This is a genomic window from Candidatus Erwinia dacicola (assembly GCF_001756855.1).
GTDB classification, from domain to species: Bacteria; Pseudomonadota; Gammaproteobacteria; order Enterobacterales; family Enterobacteriaceae; genus Erwinia; species Erwinia dacicola.
In genome coordinates, this window is the sequence record NZ_MAYS01000258.1 from 1 (window position 1) to 18,343 (window position 18,343).

Genomic DNA, 18,343 nt, shown 5'->3' on the forward strand with positions numbered 1-18,343 from the left:
TTTGCAACAGTGCCGTTTTTGTTTGGTACTCAGATTCATCGTATTTTTACTTACATTGGGATTGAAAACGGGACATTATACCACCATCTCTGGTGTATCACCACATCGCGGCAGAGCTGATTTGCGCGGTTTATTTATCGCTTACGTTGAATCATAGTTGGAAATTGTATGACTGGTAAAAAGCGTTCGACCAGTTCCAGCAGCTGGCTACAGGAACACTTTAGCGATAAATATGTGCTTCAGGCACAGAAAAAAGGGTTGCGCTCGCGCGCTTGGTTTAAACTTGCTGAAATACAGCAAGGCGACAAACTTTTCAAGTTTGGTATGACCGTGGTTGACCTCGGCGCGGCGCCAGGCGGCTGGTCGCAATATGTGGTAACGCAGATAGGGTTAAAGGGTCGCGTCATCGCCTGTGATATCCTGCCGATGGATCCCATCGTTGGGGTCGATTTCCTTCAGGGCGATTTTCGTGATGAACTGGTATTAAAAGCCCTGCTGGATCGCGTAGGGGATACCAAAGTTCAGGTTGTTATGTCAGATATGGCACCAAACATGACGGGTACCCCTGCAGTTGATATTCCCCGCTCGATGTATTTATGTGAGCTGGCGTTAGAAATGTGCCGTGATGTTCTGGCACCTAGCGGCAGTTTTTTAGTGAAAGTGTTTCAGGGAGATGGCTTTGAAGAATACCTGCGGGAAATTCGCTCCCTGTTTACGAAAGTAAAAATTCGTAAGCCGGACGCTTCACGCTCTCGTTCGCGTGAAGTGTACATTGTAGCGACAGGGCGAAAACTATAACCCTAATAGACGGGATCACAGCGATTCCAGATATGACGGATATATAGTACCCTACGCTGTCTGTTAACACAGTTGTAATATGAGGTTAATCCCTTGAGTGACATGGCGAAAAACCTAATTCTTTGGTTAGTCATCGCAGTTGTGCTGATGTCTGTATTCCAGAGCTTTGGGCCCAGCGAGTCGAACGGGCATAGGGTTGATTATTCAACCTTCCTATCTGAAGTGAACCGGGATCAGGTCCGCGAGGCACGTATTAACGGGCGTGAGATTAACGTAACCAAAAAAGACAGTAATCGATATACGACCTACATCCCCGTCAACGATCTCAAGTTACTCGATAACCTGTTGACTAAAAATGTAAAAGTAGTGGGTGAACCACCAGAAGAACCGAGTCTGCTGGCTTCAATCTTCATTTCTTGGTTCCCTATGCTGCTTCTTATCGGTGTCTGGATCTTCTTTATGCGTCAAATGCAGGGCGGCGGAGGAAAGGGCGCGATGTCTTTCGGCAAGAGCAAGGCTCGCATGCTTACAGAAGATCAAATCAAAACAACCTTTGGCGATGTTGCTGGTTGTGATGAAGCCAAAGAGGAAGTGAGCGAGCTGGTCGAATACCTGCGAGAGCCAAGCCGCTTCCAGAAACTCGGCGGTAGAATTCCGAAAGGCGTGCTGATGGTCGGTCCTCCGGGTACCGGTAAAACCCTGCTGGCAAAAGCGATTGCTGGTGAAGCGAAAGTGCCTTTTTTTACTATTTCCGGTTCTGACTTTGTTGAAATGTTTGTTGGTGTGGGTGCATCTCGTGTGCGCGACATGTTCGAACAGGCTAAGAAAGCCGCGCCGTGCATCATCTTTATCGATGAGATCGATGCAGTAGGTCGTCAGCGTGGTGCCGGTTTAGGTGGTGGTCATGATGAGCGTGAGCAGACGCTGAACCAGATGCTGGTTGAGATGGATGGCTTCGAAGGCAATGAAGGCATCATCGTTATCGCTGCAACTAACCGTCCTGACGTACTCGACCCTGCACTGCTGCGTCCGGGCCGTTTTGACCGTCAGGTTGTGGTTGGTCTGCCGGATGTTCGCGGACGTGAGCAGATCCTGAAAGTTCATATGCGCCGTGTACCGCTGGCGATGGATATCGATGCGGCAATCATTGCGCGCGGTACCCCTGGCTTCTCCGGTGCTGACCTAGCTAACCTAGTCAACGAAGCGGCTTTGTTCGCGGCACGTGGTAACAAGCGTGTGGTGTCGATGGTTGAATTCGAAAAAGCCAAAGATAAAATCATGATGGGTGCGGAACGTCGCTCCATGGTGATGACCGAAGCGCAGAAAGAGTCTACCGCGTATCACGAAGCAGGCCATGCCATCATCGGCCGACTGGTTCCTGAGCATGACCCGGTACATAAAGTGACGATTATTCCTCGTGGACGTGCTCTGGGTGTGACCTTCTTCCTACCTGAAGGCGACGCAATCAGCGCCAGTCGTCAGAAACTGGAAAGTCAGATCTCCACCCTGTACGGTGGACGTCTGGCGGAAGAGATTATCTACGGTGTGGAACATGTTTCTACCGGCGCGTCGAACGACATTAAAGTCGCCACCTCGATCGCGCGTAACATGGTTACGCAGTGGGGCTTCTCTGAGAAACTCGGTCCGTTGCTGTATGCAGAAGAAGATGGCGAGGTGTTCCTCGGCCGCTCCGTAGCGAAAGCTAAGCATATGTCTGACGAAACCGCGCGTATCATCGACCAAGAAGTTAAGTCACTGGTTGAAGTGAACTACAAGCGTGCCCGTGTCCTGCTTGGTAAGAACATGGACATCCTTCACGCGATGAAAGACGCGCTGATGAAGTATGAAACCATTGATTCTCTGCAGATCGACGACCTGATGGCACGACGCGAAGTGCGTCCGCCAGCCGGTTGGGAAGACTCTGGTAGCAGCAACAGCTCAGACAGCAACGGCACGCCAAAGACGCCGCGACCGGTCGATGAACCGCGTACGCCAAACCCAAGCAACACCATGTCAGAGCAGTTCGGCGACAAGTAAATTTGCCGCAGTAAGCTGTTATAATCGAAACCCCGGCGCTGACCGGGTTTTTTATACCTGCAAACCGGAGACGATTCGTTATGAAGCTGTACGCCCGAGATTCCGTGCTCGACCTTTCTCATCCTCACGTTATGGGGATTCTGAACGTCACTCCTGACTCTTTTTCTGATGGCGGCAAACATAACGAATTGATTCAGGCCCTGACCCACGCCAATGAGATGATTAACGCCGGTGCCACCATCATTGATGTGGGCGGCGAATCAACCCGCCCTGGCGCTGCTGACGTCAGCGTGGAGCAGGAGCTGGAACGCGTTATCCCGGTAGTGGAAGCTATCGCTCAGCGCTTTGAAGTGTGGATCTCGGTGGATACGTCGAAGCCCGAAGTGATCCGAAAATCGGCCCACTTTGGTGCCCATATCATCAACGATATCCGCTCCCTGCAGGAGCCGGGCGCGCTGGAAGCGGCGGCAGAGACCGGGCTGCCGGTGTGCCTGATGCATATGCAGGGTGAGCCGAAAACCATGCAGCAGGCGCCGCAATACAAAAATATTCTGCGCGACGTGGATGAGTTCTTTGTTGAACATATCGCCCGTTGCGAAGGGGCAGGGATCAAAAAATCGCAGTTGCTACTCGACCCGGGTTTCGGTTTCGGTAAGAATCTGTCGCACAACTATCTGTTACTGGCGCATCTGGCCGATTATCATCGCTTCGGACTGCCACTGTTAGTCGGCATGTCGCGCAAAAGTATGATTGGACAGTTACTGAATGTAGGCCCTTCGCAGCGCCTGACCGGCAGCCTGGCCTGTGCGGTGATTGCAGCAATGCAGGGCGCCCATATTTTGCGCGTACACGATGTGAAAGAAACCGTAGAAGCGATGCGCGTCGTCGAAGCTACACAGTCCGTAAGGGAAGAATAACACTATGAGTAACCGCAAGTATTTTGGTACCGATGGTATCCGCGGCAAAGTGGGTGAATCGCCAATCACACCTGATTTTGTGCTGAAATTGGGTTTTGCTGCCGGCAAGGTGCTGGCGCGCCACGGCTCGAAGAAAATCATCATCGGTAAAGACACGCGTGTTTCTGGCTACATGCTGGAATCCGCGCTGGAAGCAGGCCTTGCCGCAGCCGGAATCTCTGCGGCTTTCACCGGCCCGATGCCGACCCCTGCGGTTGCTTATCTGACCCGTACTTTCCGTGCTGAAGCTGGAATTGTAATTTCCGCCTCGCATAACCCGTTCGACGATAACGGCATTAAATTCTTCTCCACCGAGGGTACCAAGCTGCCGGACGACGTGGAAGAAGCGATTGAAGCCGAGATGGAAAAGTCGATCACCTGCGTCGAGTCCGTCGCGCTGGGTCGAGCCAGTCGTATTGTCGATGCTGCCGGGCGCTACATTGAGTTCTGTAAAGGGACTTTCCCCAGCGAACTGAGCCTGAACGGCCTGAAAATTGTGGTCGACTGTGCCAACGGTGCCACCTATCACATCGCCCCTAACGTGCTGCGTGAGCTGGGCGCTACGGTGATTGCTATCGGCGTTCAGCCAGACGGCATGAACATTAACAAAGAGTGCGGTGCGACCGACCTGCGTCTGTTGCAGGAGCGCGTGCTGATAGAAAAAGCCGACGTGGGTCTGGCTTACGATGGTGACGGCGACCGCATCATGATGGCTGACCACCTTGGTCAAAAAGTGGATGGTGACCAGATCCTCTATCTGATCGCGCGCGAAGGGCTGCGTCAGGGCCAGCTGCGCGGCGGCGTGGTGGGTACGCTGATGAGCAATATGGGCTTGGAGCTGGCACTGAAGCAGATTGGCATTCCGTTTGCCCGTGCCAAGGTCGGCGACCGTTACGTGCTGGAGAAGCTGAAAGAGAAGGGCTGGCGTCTGGGCGCTGAAAATTCCGGGCACGTCATCCTGCTGGACAAAACCACCACCGGCGACGGTATTGTGGCCGGCCTGCAGGTGCTGACCGCGATGGTGCGTAACCATATGAGCCTGCATGACCTGTGCAGCGGCATGAAACTGCTGCCGCAGATTCTGGTCAATGTGCGCTTTAGCGGCAGCCACACCCCTCTGGAAGATGCCACGGTAAAAGCCGTCACGGCAGAAATTGAGGCCGAGCTGAAAGGTCGTGGCCGCCTGCTGCTGCGTAAATCCGGCACCGAGCCACTGATCCGCCTGATGGTAGAAGGCGAAGATGAAGCGCAGGTCACCGCGCTGGCGCACCGCATTGCAGACGCGGTAAAAGCGGTTTAACGGGGCAATCAATTTAACAGAGGCGACCTTTTTTTCCGGTCGCACCGGGCTGATGATTTGCACTATTTCTCCAACGTTCGTATGTAATTACAGCGCTTTGCTGATTTTTTCTGCACTCAGCAACGGCGCATGAAATTGCTCTTGCACAGGCGGGCGCCTTTGGTTAGTATTCACACTCGCTTGATAAGTAGGTCGTCACCTACTTGATCAAGACTAACTAGATTGAAGTTTTTGATGTGCGGATAACGCGCAAGGAACGAGGTTGATTATGTACGAAGCTCTTTTGGTTATTTTCCTTATTGTAGCGCTGGGCCTCGTAGGTCTGATAATGCTGCAGCAAGGTAAAGGCGCTGATATGGGAGCATCATTTGGTGCAGGCGCTTCTGGTACGCTGTTCGGTTCTAACGGTTCTGGTAACTTCATGACCCGTATGACTACAGTGCTGGCAGCCCTGTTCTTCATTATCAGTCTGGTGCTGGGTAACATCAACGGTAACAAGACTCGGAAAGGAAGCGAGTGGGAAAATCTGACCCAGCCAGCGCTGTCCCAACAGACTACGTCAGCTAAATCGGCAGAGCCGGGCGGCGATATCCCGCAGTACCCAGTGACCGTTTCGACGCGACAGAAATAAGAAAGTCGCCCCTTATTGCCGTGGTGGTGGAATTGGTAGACACGCCACCTTGAGGTGGTGGTGCCCGCATGGGCTTACGGGTTCAAGTCCCGTCCTCGGTACCAAATCTCAGTTGTACTTGCAATTTATGCAAGTTTTGCTTAGTATTCAGACGCGGGGTGGAGCAGCTTGGTAGCTCGTTGGGCTCATAACCCGAAGGTCGTCGGTTCAAATCCGACCCCCGCAACCACTTTCCCTTAGAGTTTTTTAAAATATACTGTCTGCAGTACATCATGACGCACAGCAGCGATCTTGAAAAAGTTCTTTTGGACTGCGCCGAGCCGCCTTTAGCGGTTTACAGGGTCCAGTGACATTAAGCCCCGAATTTTTCGGGTTTTGGTTATCAGGAAGCAGAATCACTGGGCTATAGGCCCTTTTTTTACGTCTTGGGGGCAAGATTGTCCACATTAGAGCAAAAATTAACAGAGCTGATCTCAGCACCGGTAGAAGCGCTAGGCTACGAACTGGTTGGTATTGAGTTTGTACGCGGTCTCACATCCACCTTGCGCATCTATATCGATAGTGAAGATGACATCAATGTTAATGATTGTGCTGATGTGAGCCACCAGGTCAGTGCGGTATTTGACGTCGAAGACCCGATCACCGTGGCTTACAACCTCGAAGTTTCCTCGCCTGGCCTTGACCGTCCAATGTTTACCGCAGACCATTACGTGCGATTTATTGGCGAAGAAGTGAGCTTGGTTCTGCGTATGGCGGTTCAGAACCGACGCAAATGGCAGGGCATCATCAAATCTGTGGAAGATGAGATGATCACTATTGCCGTTGAGGGTAACGACGAAGTGTTCGCGCTGAGCAACATCCAGAAGGCGAACCTGGTTCCCCACTTTTAAAAGTCCGGATTGAGGCATACTAGGATGAACAAAGAAATCTTAGCTGTTGTAGAAGCGGTCTCTAATGAGAAGTCCCTCCCACGCAAGAAGATTTTCGAAGCGCTGGAGAGCGCGCTGGCCACAGCCACCAAGAAAAAACACGAGCAGGAAATTGACGTTCGCGTCAGCATCGATCGCAAAAGTGGCGATTTCGATACTTTCCGCCGTTGGCTGATTGTTGATGAAGTCACCATGCCTACCCGCGAAATTACGCTGGATGCTGCACAGTTCGAAGATGAAACTCTCGGACTCGGCGGCTTCGTTGAAGATCAGATTGAGTCTGTGACCTTTGACCGTATCACCACGCAAACTGCCAAGCAGGTTATCGTGCAGAAAGTGCGCGAAGCAGAGCGTGCGATGGTGGTTGATCAGTTCCGTGAGCAGGAAGGCGAAATCATCACTGGTGTGGTGAAGAAAGTAAATCGCGACAATATCTCACTTGAAGTGCGTCCAAACGATGGTTCTAACACCAATGCGGAAGCCGTGATCATTCGTGAAGATATGCTGCCACGCGAGAACTTCCGCCCGGGTGACCGTATCCGTGGCGTACTTTACGCCGTGCGTCCTGAAGCGCGTGGTGCTCAGCTGTTCGTTAGCCGTTCCAAGCCAGAAATGCTGATCGAACTGTTCCGCATTGAAGTGCCGGAAATTGCCGAAGAAGTGTTAGAAATTAAAGCCGCTGCGCGCGACCCCGGCTCCCGAGCTAAGATCGCTGTGAAAACTAACGACAAGCGCATCGACCCGGTCGGTGCCTGCGTAGGTATGCGTGGTGCGCGTGTTCAGGCGGTATCCAGTGAACTGGGTGGCGAGCGTATTGATATCGTGCTGTGGGATGATAATCCTGCGCAGTTCGTGATCAACGCAATGGCCCCTGCGGATGTCACCTCTATCGTGGTGGATGAAGATAATTACACCATGGATATCGCTGTAGAAGCCGGAGATCTGGCTCAGGCAATCGGCCGTAATGGCCAAAACGTGCGTCTGGCTTCTCAGCTGAGTGGCTGGGATCTGAACGTGATGACGGTCGACGACCTGCAGGCTAAGCATCAGGCTGAAGCTCATGCTGCTATTGATGTCTTCACCAAACACCTCGATATCGACGAAGACTTTGCTACCGTACTGGTAGAAGAAGGCTTCTCCTCTCTCGAAGAGTTAGCTTACGTGCCAATCAAGGAGCTGTTGGAAATCGACGGTCTAGATGAAGATACGGTAGAAGCGTTGCGCAACCGGGCTAAAAACGCGTTGACCACCCTAGCTCTGGCAAAAGAAAAGAGCCTCGGCGATACCAAACCGGCGGATGACCTGTTAGGTCTGGAAGGTTTGGAGCGTGAGATGGCCTTTAAGCTGGCGGCAAAAGGCGTTTGCACACTGGAAGATCTTGCCGAGCAGGGTGTTGACGATCTGTCAGATATTGATGGCCTGAGCGATGAGCTGGCTGGTGAGCTGATTATGGCTGCACGAAATATTTGCTGGTTCGGCGACGACGCGTAATAAACTGTAGCAGGAAGGAATAGCATGACGACAGATGTAACCGTAAAATCGCTGACCGCAGAGATTCAGACACCGCTAGAACGCTTGGTACAGCAATTTGCTGATGCAAGGATCCAAAACTCTGAAACTGACTCTGTTGCCCAGCACGAAAAAGAGACATTACTTACCCATCTGAATCGCGATCATGGCGGCGTATCTGGTAAGCTGACTTTGCAGCGCAAGACGCGCAGCACATTAAGTGTTCTAGGCACCGGGGGCAAAAGTAAGTCGGTGCAAATCGAAGTCCGCAAAAAACGCACTTATGTAAAAGGCGATCCGGCTGATGCTGAACAGGCAGAATCAGAAGCCCGGGCAGAGCGTGAAGCGGAAGAACTGGCTTGTAGCGAGGCTAAAGAACAAGCCCAGCGCGCGGCTCAAGACAAAGCGAAGCGTGAAGTCGAGGAGCAGGCCAAGCGTAAGGCAGCTGATAAAGCCAAACGTGAAGCAGCGGAAAAAGATAAAGTGAGCAATCAATATACCGACGATACCACCCGGGCTTCCCAGTCCGGCAAAGCCCGCCGTGAAGCGGAAGCGGCAGAACTGAAGCGTAAAGCTGAAGAAGAAGCGCATCGCAAGATCGCAGAAGAAGCGAAGCGCGTAGCCGAAGAAACTCGCAAAATGGTGGCCGAACGAGGTGAAGAGTGGGCGCAAATTAAAGAGGTTGAAGACACCTCTGACTACCACGTTACCACTTCAACTCACGCCCGTGCTGCAGAAGACGAAAACGACGCTCAGGTTGAAGGTGACCGTCGAACTCGCACTGCTGTACACTCAGCTAAAGCCCCGGTTCGCAAGAAAGGCAACAAGCATTCTGAAGCGAAGACTGACCGTGAAGAAGCTCGTGCGCAGGTTCGCGGCGGCAAAGGCGGCAAGCGTAAGTCAAGCACCCTACAGCAGAGCTTCAACAAGCCTGTTCAGGTCGTTAACCGTGACGTCATTATCGGCGAAATTGTTACCGTAGCTGAGCTGGCTAACAAGATGGCAGTCAAAGGTTCTCAGGTCATCAAAGCGATGATGAAAATGGGCGCGATGGCCACCATCAATCAGGTTATTGATCAGGAAATTGCCCAGCTGGTCGCGGAAGAGATGGGTCACAAAGTGACGCTGCGCCGCGAGAATGAGCTGGAAGAAGCGGTAATGAGCGATCGTGATACCGATGCCGTTCACGAATCCCGTGCGCCAGTTGTAACAATCATGGGTCACGTTGACCACGGTAAAACCTCTCTGCTGGACTATATCCGTTCGACAAAAGTTGCCTCTGGCGAAGCGGGCGGCATTACTCAGCACATCGGTGCATACCACGTTGAAACCGACGACGGTATGGTGACCTTCCTAGATACCCCGGGCCACGCAGCGTTTACTTCAATGCGTGCACGTGGTGCTCAGGCAACGGACATCGTTATCCTAGTTGTTGCAGCAGACGATGGCGTGATGCCACAGACTATCGAAGCTATTCAGCATGCCAAAGCGGCCAAAGTGCCGGTTGTCGTAACAGTAAACAAGTGTGATAAGCCAGAAGCCGATCCGGACCGTGTTAAAAAGGAGCTGACTCAGTACGGGATCATCCCGGAAGAGTGGGGCGGCGAGAACATGTTCGTCAACGTTTCTGCGAAAGCCGGTACCGGTATCGACGACCTGCTGAACGTTATCCTGCTGCAGGCTGAAGTTCTGGAGCTGACCGCGGTTCGTCAGGGTATGGCAAGCGGTGTAGTTATCGAATCCTTCTTGGATAAAGGTCGTGGTCCGGTTGCTACCGTGCTGGTACGTGAAGGTACGCTGAACAAAGGCGATATCGTACTGTGCGGCTTCGAGTATGGCCGTGTGCGTGCGATGCGTGACGAGCGGGGCCGTGAAGTGATGACTGCGGGTCCATCTATCCCGGTTGAGATCCTCGGCCTCTCCGGTGTTCCAGCAGCGGGCGATGAAGCGACTGTGGTACGTGATGAGAAGAAAGCTCGTGAAGTTGCGCTGTATCGTCAGGGCAAATTCCGTGAAGTTAAGCTGGCACGTCAGCAGAAATCTAAGCTGGAAAACATGTTTGCTAACATGACCGAAGGCGAAGTTTCCGAGCTGAACATCGTGCTGAAAGCTGACGTACAGGGTTCTGTCGAAGCGATCTCCGAATCGCTGATGAAGCTTTCTACTGATGAAGTGAAAGTGAAAATCATTGGTTCCGGCGTAGGCGGTATCACTGAAACCGATGCCACTCTGGCCGCTGCGTCTAACGCAATCTTGGTTGGCTTCAACGTCCGTGCTGATGCTTCTGCGCGCCGCCTAATTGATTCTGAAAGCCTAGATCTGCGTTACTACTCCGTTATCTATAATCTGATTGACGAAGTGAAAGCAGCGATGAGCGGTATGCTGGCACCTGAGTACAAACAGCAGATCATCGGTCTGGCTGCCGTACGTGACGTGTTCAAATCGCCGAAATTTGGTGCTATCGCTGGTTGTATGGTGACTGAAGGTAACATCAAACGTCACAACCCAATCCGCGTACTGCGTGACAATGTGGTTATCTATGAAGGCGAGCTGGAATCTCTGCGCCGCTTCAAAGATGACGTTAACGAAGTCCGTAACGGCATGGAATGTGGTATCGGCGTGAAGAACTACAACGATGTGCGTGTTGGCGATATGATCGAAGTATTCGAAATTATCGAAATCCAGCGCACCATTGATTAATAGTCACTTTTCATAATTAACTGTATTTGGGAGGCTTATAGCCTCCCAAATTATTTGGAGAGAATAATTATGGCGAAAGAATTTGGTCGCCCGCAGCGCGTTTCACAGGAGCTGCAAAAAGAGATCGCGATGATTTTACAGCGCGAGATCAAAGATCCGCGTCTGGGCATGATGGTGACGGTTTCTGGCGTTGATGTGTCACGCGACCTAGCCTATGCCAAAGTGTTCGTGACCTTCCTCAACAACAAAGATAAAGCTGCAATCAAAGCTGGCCTGCGTGCGCTGGGCGATGCCTCAGGTTATATCCGTACCCTGCTGGGCAAAGCGATGCGCCTGCGCATCGTGCCAGAGCTGACCTTCTTCTACGATAACTCGTTGGTTGAAGGGATGCGCATGTCGAACTTGGTGACTAACGTCGTCAGAAACGACGAAGAGCGCCGTGGCCCGGCAGAAGATGAAGAGCAAGAAGGCAAAGCAGAGTAATGAGTCGTCCTCCTCGTCGTGGTCGTGATATTCACGGCGTACTGTTGCTGGATAAACCTAGCGAATTGTCCTCCAACGACGCGCTTCAGAAAGTCAAACGCCTGTATAACGCCAACCGTGCCGGTCATACCGGTGCGCTGGATCCACTGGCAACCGGCATGCTGCCGATCTGCCTTGGAGAAGCGACTAAGTTTTCCCAGTATCTGCTGGAGTCCGACAAGCGTTACCGGGTGATTGCCCGTCTTGGGCAGCGCACGGATACTTCTGATGCCGATGGCATCGTGGTCAGCGAGCGTCCGGTTACCTTCAGCTCTGAAATGTTGGAGCAGGCGCTGGAGAGTTTCCGTGGTGAGACTCAGCAGGTGCCGTCGATGTATTCGGCCCTGAAGTACCAAGGGCGCAAGCTGTACGAATATGCGCGAGAAGGCATTGAAGTGCCGCGTGAATCACGCCGTATTATGGTTTACGAGATGCTGTTTATCCGCCATGAAGGGGACGAGCTGGAGCTGGAAATTCACGTGTCGAAAGGCACCTACATCCGCACCATTATCGACGATCTCGGCGAGAAACTGGGCTGTGGTACACACGTGACCTATCTGCGCCGCTTACAGGTTGCCACCTATCCGATTGAGAAGATGGTGACGCTGGAACAGTTGCAGGAGCTGGCGGAAGAGGCTCATCGTCAGGAAAAAGCCCCGGCGGAGCTGCTGGATGCGTTGCTGATGCCAATGGACAGCCCAGCAGCGGAATACCCGGTCGTTAACCTGCTGAGCTCGGTTGCTGCTTACTTTAAGCAGGGCATGCCGGTTCAGGCAGCTGGCGCGCCGGTCAGTGGGCTGGTTCGCGTGACTGAGGGGGACGAGCACAAGTTTATCGGCATGGCAGAAATCGCTGACGATGGACGCGTGGCACCGCACCGCCTAGTTGTAGAATATTCCGACTAGCCATTTGCGATTAAGTGGCGCGCAGAGTAGAATGGCGCGGCTTTACACTGGGTTGCTGAATTAGAGATCGGCACCTGTACATTTATTATCTTTAATTTGGAGTTGTATCATGTCTCTAAGTGTTGAATCTAAAACACAAATCGTTGCTGATTTCGGTCGCGGCGCGAACGACAGTGGTTCTACCGAAGTTCAGGTTGCTTTGCTGACTGCACAGATTAACCATCTGCAGGGTCACTTCTCTGAGCACAAGAAAGACCACCACAGCCGTCGTGGCCTGCTGCGCATGGTATCTCAGCGTCGTAAGCTGCTGGATTACCTGAAGCGTAAAGACGTTGCATGCTACATCAACCTGATCAAGCGTCTGGATCTGCGTCGCTAAGTCTTACGGGTTGTCCCGCAACGCTATCAGAGTCAATCTGACAGATAAAGTGGTGAAACCGGACAACCTGTGCGAGATTCGCTGGGAGGGGCCTTTATGGCCCCTTTTTTCACGCCAGCGGCAGCAATTTTGTGCAAACTATTGTATTGTTGCTGGGTGTGATCTTCAGTTGCAGAGGTTCGCGCGGCTAATGAGAGGCTTTGTCCCATCGGGGATTAAGGTTGTCATTAGTCGCGAGGATGCAAAAATGAAGATTGGAAATCCACGGCGGGTATAAAAAACTACCCGCCCTGATGTTAAGGAAATAATTTTGCTGAATCCGATCGTAAAGAAATTCCAGTATGGTCAGCATACCGTCACTATTGAGACCGGTATGATGGCTCGCCAGGCAACAGCTGCTGTCATGGTAAGCATGGACGACACTGCGGTGTTCGTGACTGTTGTAGGCCGTAAAAATGCAAAACCAGGTCAGGATTTCTTCCCGCTGACCGTGAACTATCAGGAGCGTACTTACGCTGCTGGCCGTATCCCAGGCAGCTTCTTCCGTCGTGAAGGCCGCCCAAGCGAAGGCGAGACCCTGACTTCACGTCTGATTGACCGTCCGCTGCGCCCACTGTTCCCGGAAGGATTCGTCAACGAAGTGCAGGTTATCGCCACCGTGGTTTCCGTTAACCCACAGGTTAACCCGGATATCGTTGCCCTGATCGGTGCTTCTGCTGCGCTGGTGCTGTCTGGCCTGCCGTTCAACGGTCCAATCGGTGCTGCGCGTGTCGGTTACCTAAACGACCAGTACGTGCTGAACCCAACCACCGATGAGCTGAAAGAAAGTAAGCTGGACTTGGTGGTTGCGGGTACTAAAGCCGCTGTTCTGATGGTAGAATCTGAAGCTGAGCTGTTGAGCGAAGATCAGATGCTGGGCGCAGTGATGTTTGGTCATGAGCAGCAGCAGATCGTTATCGACACCATCAACGAACTGGGGGCCGTTGCCGGTAAACCGCGTTGGGACTGGCAGCCAGAAGCTGTAAACGACGCTTTACATGGTTGTATCGCTGCACTGGCTGAATCTCGCCTGAGCGATGCTTACCGCATCACCGAAAAACAGGAACGTTACGCTCAGATTGACGTGATAAAATCTGAAACCACCGCTGCGCTGCTGGCTGAAGACGAAGCGCTTGACGCTGGCGAAATTAGCGACATCCTGCACACGCTGGAAAAAAATGTGGTTCGTAGCCGCATCCTGCGCGGTGAGCCACGCATTGATGGTCGCGAAAAAGACATGATCCGTGGTCTGGATGTGCGCACTGGCGTACTGCCACGTACTCACGGCTCTGCGCTGTTCACCCGCGGTGAAACTCAGGCGCTGGTGACGGCAACACTGGGTACTGCCCGTGATGCGCAGAACCTTGATGAGCTGATGGGCGAGCGTACCGACAACTTCCTGTTCCACTACAACTTCCCTCCATACTCTGTCGGCGAAACCGGCATGGTAGGTTCACCTAAGCGTCGTGAAATTGGTCACGGTCGTCTGGCGAAACGCGGCGTGCAGGCAGTGATGCCTAAAGGCGATGCGTTCCCATACACCGTACGCGTAGTGTCTGAAATCACAGAATCAAACGGCTCGTCTTCAATGGCATCTGTTTGCGGTGCTTCTCTGGCACTGATGGATGCAGGCGTACCAATCAAGGCTGCCGTAGCCGGTATCGCGATGGGCCTAGTTAAAGACGAAAACAACTTTGTTGTACTGTCAGATATCCTCGGCGATGAAGACCACCTCGGCGACATGGACTTCAAAGTAGCTGGTAGCCGTGAAGGGATCACCGCGCTGCAGATGGATATCAAAATCGAAGGTATCACCCGCGAAATCCTGCATGAAGCACTGAATCAGGCTAAAGGCGCGCGTCTGCACATCCTCAGCGTGATGGAACAGGCTATCAGTACGCCGCGTGGCGACATTTCTCAGTTTGCTCCACGCATCCACACCATCAAGATCAGCGTTGATAAGATCAAAGACGTGATTGGTAAAGGTGGCTCGGTTATCCGTGCGCTGACAGAAGAGACTGGCACTACCATTGAAATCGAAGATGACGGTACTGTGAAAATCGCAGCAACAGACGGCGATAAAGCGAAGTTCGCGATTCGTCGTATTGAAGAGATCACTGCAGAAATCGAAGTGGGCCGTATCTACAACGGTAAAGTGACCAGCATCGTTGACTTCGGTGCCTTCATCGCTATCGGTGGCGGTAAAGAAGGGCTGGTGCACATTTCTCAGATCGCTGACACGCGCGTTGAGAAAGTGACTGACTATCTGTCGATGGGTCAGGAAGTTCCAGTGAAAGTGCTGGAAGTTGACCGCCAGGGCCGTGTACGTTTGAGCATCAAAGAAGCCAGCGAGCAGACTAAGACTGAAGCAGCAGCTCCAGAAGCGCCAGCGGCAACGCCTGAAGCAGAATAAGCGCATCACCATTGAGTTCCCCGCGCCAGCCGGTGCGGGGAATTGTTTGAACGCGAGGGAGGGAAGGCCTTGTTCATGGCAGGCGGATGACAGGATGTGTATCCCAATGTTTGTTTTCAGGAGTGGGAAATGAAGCCATTTTTGCGCTGGTGTATTGTTGCGACAGCTTTAACGCTGGCAGGATGCAGCAACACCGATTGGCGTAAGAACGAAGTTTTGGCAGTCCCTTTGCAGCCTACGCTGCAACAGGAAGTCATTTCCGCTCGCATGGAACAAATACTTGCCAGTCGGTCATTGACCGATGATGAACGCGCACAGCTGTTATATGAGCGCGGAGTATTGTATGATAGTTTGGGTTTGAGAGCACTGGCGCGAAATGATTTTTCACAAGCACTATCTATCAGACCTGATATGCCTGAAGCATTCAATTACTTAGGCATTTATTTAACGCAGGCAGGCAATTTTGATGCTGCCTATGAAGCGTTCGATTCTGTACTTGAGCTTGATCCAACTTACAATTATGCGCGTTTAAATCGTGGTATCGCCCTATATTACGGCGGAAGATTTAAACTGGCGCAAGATGACATGCTGGCGTTTTATCAAGACGATCCTAACGATCCCTTCCGCAGCCTGTGGCTGTATCTTACAGAACGTGAGATCAACGCAGACCAGACTAAAGTGTCGCTGAAAAAACGTTACGACAAAGCGGTTAAGAACCAATGGGGATGGAATATTATCGAGTTCTACTTGGGTAACATCAGTGAAAAAACGCTGATGGAAAGACTCCAAGCAGACGCAACGGATAACACCTCGCTCGCTGAACATCTCAGTGAAACGGACTTCTATTTAGGTAAGTACTACCTAAATCTGGGGGAGAAAGACAACGCAGAAGCGTTGTTCAAGCTGACAGTAGCCAACAACGTACACAACTTTGTTGAGCATCGATATGCATTGTTGGAGCTGGCGCTACTCGGCCAGACACAAGACGATTTATCAGAATCTGACCAGCAATAGAATAGCTGACGAACTTTTATTGCCCAAATTCTCGAAAAGTCATCATCTTAGCGGATGAAGGTCTTTGGGTTCGTCGAAACCACTAATTTGAGCCGGTTCACACTTTTTGATGAAAATGACTGAAAATTTTCACGACGAGTTATGTAGACTGGCCGCCGCAATCTACGAGACACGTGTACTACATGACTGATATCCAAACTACTTTTGCTGACCTTGGCCTGAACGCCGACATCCTTGAATCACTGAACGGTATTGGCTACGTGAAGCCTTCCCCAATCCAGCTTGAGTGTATTCCTCATTTGTTGGCGGGCCGTGACGTGCTGGGTATGGCACAGACCGGTAGCGGAAAAACGGCGGCTTTCTCTCTGCCGCTGGTGCATAACATTGACCCAACTGTTAAAGCACCACAGATTCTGGTGCTGGCACCGACCCGCGAACTGGCGGTTCAGGTTGCTGAAGCCATGACCGAATTTGCCAAACACATGCGCGGCCTGAACGTGGTTGCCCTTTACGGCGGCCAGCGCTATGACGTGCAGCTGCGCGCACTGCGTCAGGGACCACAGGTTGTTGTGGGTACCCCTGGTCGTCTGCTTGACCACCTGAAACGCGGCACGTTAGATCTCTCTAACCTGCGCGGCCTAGTGCTGGACGAAGCTGATGAAATGCTGCGTATGGGCTTCATCGAAGATGTTGAAACCATCATGGCGCAGATCCCAGACGGTCATCAGACCGCGCTGTTCTCGGCTACCATGCCAGAAGCGATTCGTCGTATTACTAAACGCTTCATGAAAGATCCTCAGGAAGTGCGTATTAAGTCAAGCATGACGACGCGCCCGGACATCAGCCAGAGCTACTGGACTGCCTATGGACGTAAAACTGATGCACTGACTCGCTTCCTGGAAGCTGAAGATTTTGATGCTGCTATCATCTTCGTGCGTACTAAAAATGCCACGCTGGAAGTGGCCGAAGCGCTGGAGCGTAGCGGTTACAACAGTGCTGCACTGAACGGTGATATGAACCAGACACTGCGTGAGCAGACGCTGGAGCGTCTGAAAGATGGTCGTCTGGACATCCTGATCGCGACCGACGTTGCGGCACGTGGTCTGGACGTTGAACGTATCAGTCTGGTTGTGAACTACGATATCCCAATGGATGTCGAATCTTACGTGCACCGCATCGGCCGTACCGGTCGTGCTGGTCGTGCTGGTCGCGCGCTGCTGTTCGTTGAGAACCGTGAACGTCGTCTGCTGCGTAACATTGAACGCACCATGAAGCTGACTATTCCAGAAGTTGAGCTGCCTAACGCAGAACTACTGGGTGAGCGTCGTCTGGCTAAGTTCGCCGCTAAAGTTCAGCAGCAGCTGGAAAGCAGCGATCTGGAACAGTACCGCGCACTGCTGGCTAAAATGCGGCCGGAAGATGGGCTGGATATCGAAACGCTGGCCGCAGCACTGATGAAAATGGCTCAGGGCGAACGTCCACTGATCGTGCCTGCTGATGCGCCACAGCGTCCACGCAGCCAGTTCCGTGATCGTGACGAACGTCGTGAAGGCGCTCGTAGTGACCGTCCACGCCGTGAACGTCGTGACGTTGGCGATATGGAAGTTTACCGTATTGAAGTTGGTCGTGATGACGGTGTTGAAGTGCGTCATATCGTTGGTGCCATCGCTAACGAAGGCGACATCAGCAGCCGTTACATCGGTAACATCAAGCTGTTCGGTACGCACTCTACCATAGAGCTGCCGAAAGGCATGCCGGGCGATGTGCTGTCGCATTTCACCCGCACACGTATTCTGAACAAACCGATGAACATGCAACTGATTGGTGATGCGGTTCCACGCAACGGCGAACGTCGCCTAGGCGGCCCGGCACGCGGCCCACGTCGTGAAAACACTGGCGCAGCGCCAACTCGTCGTCGTGACGCATAACACTGACGCAAAATAAAAAACCAGCCTCCGGGCTGGTTTTTTTTATGCCTGCAGTCTGTGGTACCCGGCGAATATTCGTAGTGTCGAGGCATGCCTCGACCTCTACTTCTACAGCGAATTACGCGCCTGCATCGCCAGCTTGAAGGAATAGAACCGTGCTTAGCTATCCAAGATTTGGCCATTCACCATAATCTCATTCGTAAGTGTGCAGCGAGAACCGTATTGACAGGATGACCCGGAGATTATTCCCATAGGCGCTAACTTAATGTCCGGACCATCTGAA

General features: G+C 52.4%; 15 protein-coding genes and 2 tRNA genes. All 17 read left to right on the plus strand.

Features of this window, described 5'->3' with window-relative positions; translation table 11 throughout:
- The first annotated feature begins 168 nt into the window (after window positions 1–168).
- The 17 genes from rlmE to BBW68_RS07815 all read left to right on the plus strand — a co-directional run bounded on the left by rlmE (window position 169) and on the right by BBW68_RS07815 (window position 18,060).
- A complete protein-coding gene (gene rlmE, locus BBW68_RS07740; RefSeq protein WP_070134693.1) occupies window positions 169–798 on the plus strand; it encodes a 23S rRNA (uridine(2552)-2'-O)-methyltransferase RlmE in 630 nt (209 codons plus the stop codon).
- A gap of 102 nt (window positions 799–900) precedes the next feature.
- On the plus strand, window positions 901–2,835 hold the full coding sequence (ftsH, locus tag BBW68_RS07745; protein WP_070134695.1) for an ATP-dependent zinc metalloprotease FtsH: 1,935 nt from the start codon (window positions 901–903) through the stop codon (window positions 2,833–2,835).
- 80 nt (window positions 2,836–2,915) lie between these two features.
- Window positions 2,916–3,752: a dihydropteroate synthase gene (folP, locus tag BBW68_RS07750; RefSeq protein WP_070134697.1), complete on the plus strand. Its 837-nt coding sequence runs from the start codon at window positions 2,916–2,918 to the stop codon at window positions 3,750–3,752.
- Window positions 3,753–3,756: 4 nt separating this feature from the next.
- Window positions 3,757–5,091 (plus strand): phosphoglucosamine mutase, encoded by a 1,335-nt coding sequence (gene glmM / locus BBW68_RS07755; protein ID WP_070134699.1) that lies wholly within the window; start codon window positions 3,757–3,759, stop codon window positions 5,089–5,091.
- Between the two features lie 268 nt (window positions 5,092–5,359).
- A complete protein-coding gene (gene secG, locus BBW68_RS07760) occupies window positions 5,360–5,722 on the plus strand; it encodes a preprotein translocase subunit SecG (RefSeq protein WP_070134701.1) in 363 nt (120 codons plus the stop codon).
- A 17-nt stretch (window positions 5,723–5,739) separates the two neighbouring features.
- Window positions 5,740–5,826: transfer RNA gene (locus BBW68_RS07765), tRNA-Leu, on the plus strand.
- A gap of 48 nt (window positions 5,827–5,874) precedes the next feature.
- Window positions 5,875–5,951: transfer RNA gene (locus BBW68_RS07770), tRNA-Met, on the plus strand.
- A 208-nt stretch (window positions 5,952–6,159) separates the two neighbouring features.
- Window positions 6,160–6,612, plus strand: a complete 453-nt coding sequence (gene rimP / locus BBW68_RS07775; protein WP_070134703.1) for a ribosome maturation factor RimP — start codon at window positions 6,160–6,162, stop codon at window positions 6,610–6,612.
- A gap of 24 nt (window positions 6,613–6,636) precedes the next feature.
- The gene (nusA, locus tag BBW68_RS07780; RefSeq protein ID WP_070134705.1) at window positions 6,637–8,142 is read left to right on the plus strand and encodes a transcription termination factor NusA; all 1,506 of its coding nucleotides are present in this window, start codon (window positions 6,637–6,639) and stop codon (window positions 8,140–8,142) included.
- A 24-nt stretch (window positions 8,143–8,166) separates the two neighbouring features.
- Entirely contained in the window at window positions 8,167–10,860 is a 2,694-nt protein-coding gene (gene infB, locus BBW68_RS07785; protein WP_070134707.1) for a translation initiation factor IF-2, read from the plus strand.
- A 69-nt stretch (window positions 10,861–10,929) separates the two neighbouring features.
- Entirely contained in the window at window positions 10,930–11,343 is a 414-nt protein-coding gene (rbfA, locus tag BBW68_RS07790; RefSeq protein WP_070134709.1) for a 30S ribosome-binding factor RbfA, read from the plus strand.
- Window positions 11,343–12,287, plus strand: coding sequence for a tRNA pseudouridine(55) synthase TruB (truB, locus tag BBW68_RS07795; protein ID WP_070134711.1), 945 nt, complete (start codon window positions 11,343–11,345; stop codon window positions 12,285–12,287). Before rbfA ends, truB begins: the two co-directional genes overlap by 1 nt.
- 109 nt (window positions 12,288–12,396) lie before the next feature.
- Window positions 12,397–12,666 (plus strand): 30S ribosomal protein S15, encoded by a 270-nt coding sequence (rpsO, locus tag BBW68_RS07800; RefSeq protein ID WP_070134713.1) that lies wholly within the window; start codon window positions 12,397–12,399, stop codon window positions 12,664–12,666.
- A 310-nt stretch (window positions 12,667–12,976) separates the two neighbouring features.
- Window positions 12,977–15,118 carry a polyribonucleotide nucleotidyltransferase gene (pnp, locus tag BBW68_RS07805; protein ID WP_070134715.1) on the plus strand — a complete coding sequence of 714 codons (2,142 nt, stop codon included), beginning with the start codon at window positions 12,977–12,979 and terminating at the stop codon, window positions 15,116–15,118.
- Between the two features lie 129 nt (window positions 15,119–15,247).
- Entirely contained in the window at window positions 15,248–16,132 is an 885-nt protein-coding gene (gene nlpI, locus BBW68_RS07810) for a lipoprotein NlpI (RefSeq protein WP_070134717.1), read from the plus strand.
- 115 nt (window positions 16,133–16,247) lie between these two features.
- Window positions 16,248–16,322, plus strand: coding sequence for a protein YrbN (gene yrbN, locus BBW68_RS20635; protein ID WP_420835336.1), 75 nt, complete (start codon window positions 16,248–16,250; stop codon window positions 16,320–16,322).
- The gene (locus tag BBW68_RS07815; protein WP_070134719.1) at window positions 16,315–18,060 is read left to right on the plus strand and encodes a DEAD/DEAH family ATP-dependent RNA helicase; all 1,746 of its coding nucleotides are present in this window, start codon (window positions 16,315–16,317) and stop codon (window positions 18,058–18,060) included. Before yrbN ends, BBW68_RS07815 begins: the two co-directional genes overlap by 8 nt.
- Window positions 18,061–18,343 lie beyond the last annotated feature (283 nt).

Excerpts from the sequence above, each read along its gene's own strand:
- rlmE (WP_070134693.1), top strand. The coding sequence starts at position 169 with ATGACTGGTAAAAAGCGTTCGACCAGTTCCAGCAGCTGGCTACAGGAA.
- ftsH (WP_070134695.1), top strand. The coding sequence starts at position 901 with ATGGCGAAAAACCTAATTCTTTGGTTAGTCATCGCAGTTGTGCTGATG.
- folP (WP_070134697.1), top strand. The coding sequence starts at position 2,916 with ATGAAGCTGTACGCCCGAGATTCCGTGCTCGACCTTTCTCATCCTCAC.
- glmM (WP_070134699.1), top strand. The coding sequence starts at position 3,757 with ATGAGTAACCGCAAGTATTTTGGTACCGATGGTATCCGCGGCAAAGTG.
- secG (WP_070134701.1), top strand. The coding sequence starts at position 5,360 with ATGTACGAAGCTCTTTTGGTTATTTTCCTTATTGTAGCGCTGGGCCTC.
- nusA (WP_070134705.1), top strand. The coding sequence starts at position 6,637 with ATGAACAAAGAAATCTTAGCTGTTGTAGAAGCGGTCTCTAATGAGAAG.
- infB (WP_070134707.1), top strand. The coding sequence starts at position 8,167 with ATGACGACAGATGTAACCGTAAAATCGCTGACCGCAGAGATTCAGACA.
- rbfA (WP_070134709.1), top strand. The coding sequence starts at position 10,930 with ATGGCGAAAGAATTTGGTCGCCCGCAGCGCGTTTCACAGGAGCTGCAA.
- truB (WP_070134711.1), top strand. The coding sequence starts at position 11,343 with ATGAGTCGTCCTCCTCGTCGTGGTCGTGATATTCACGGCGTACTGTTG.
- rpsO (WP_070134713.1), top strand. The coding sequence starts at position 12,397 with ATGTCTCTAAGTGTTGAATCTAAAACACAAATCGTTGCTGATTTCGGT.
- nlpI (WP_070134717.1), top strand. The coding sequence starts at position 15,248 with ATGAAGCCATTTTTGCGCTGGTGTATTGTTGCGACAGCTTTAACGCTG.
- BBW68_RS07815 (WP_070134719.1), top strand. The coding sequence starts at position 16,315 with ATGACTGATATCCAAACTACTTTTGCTGACCTTGGCCTGAACGCCGAC.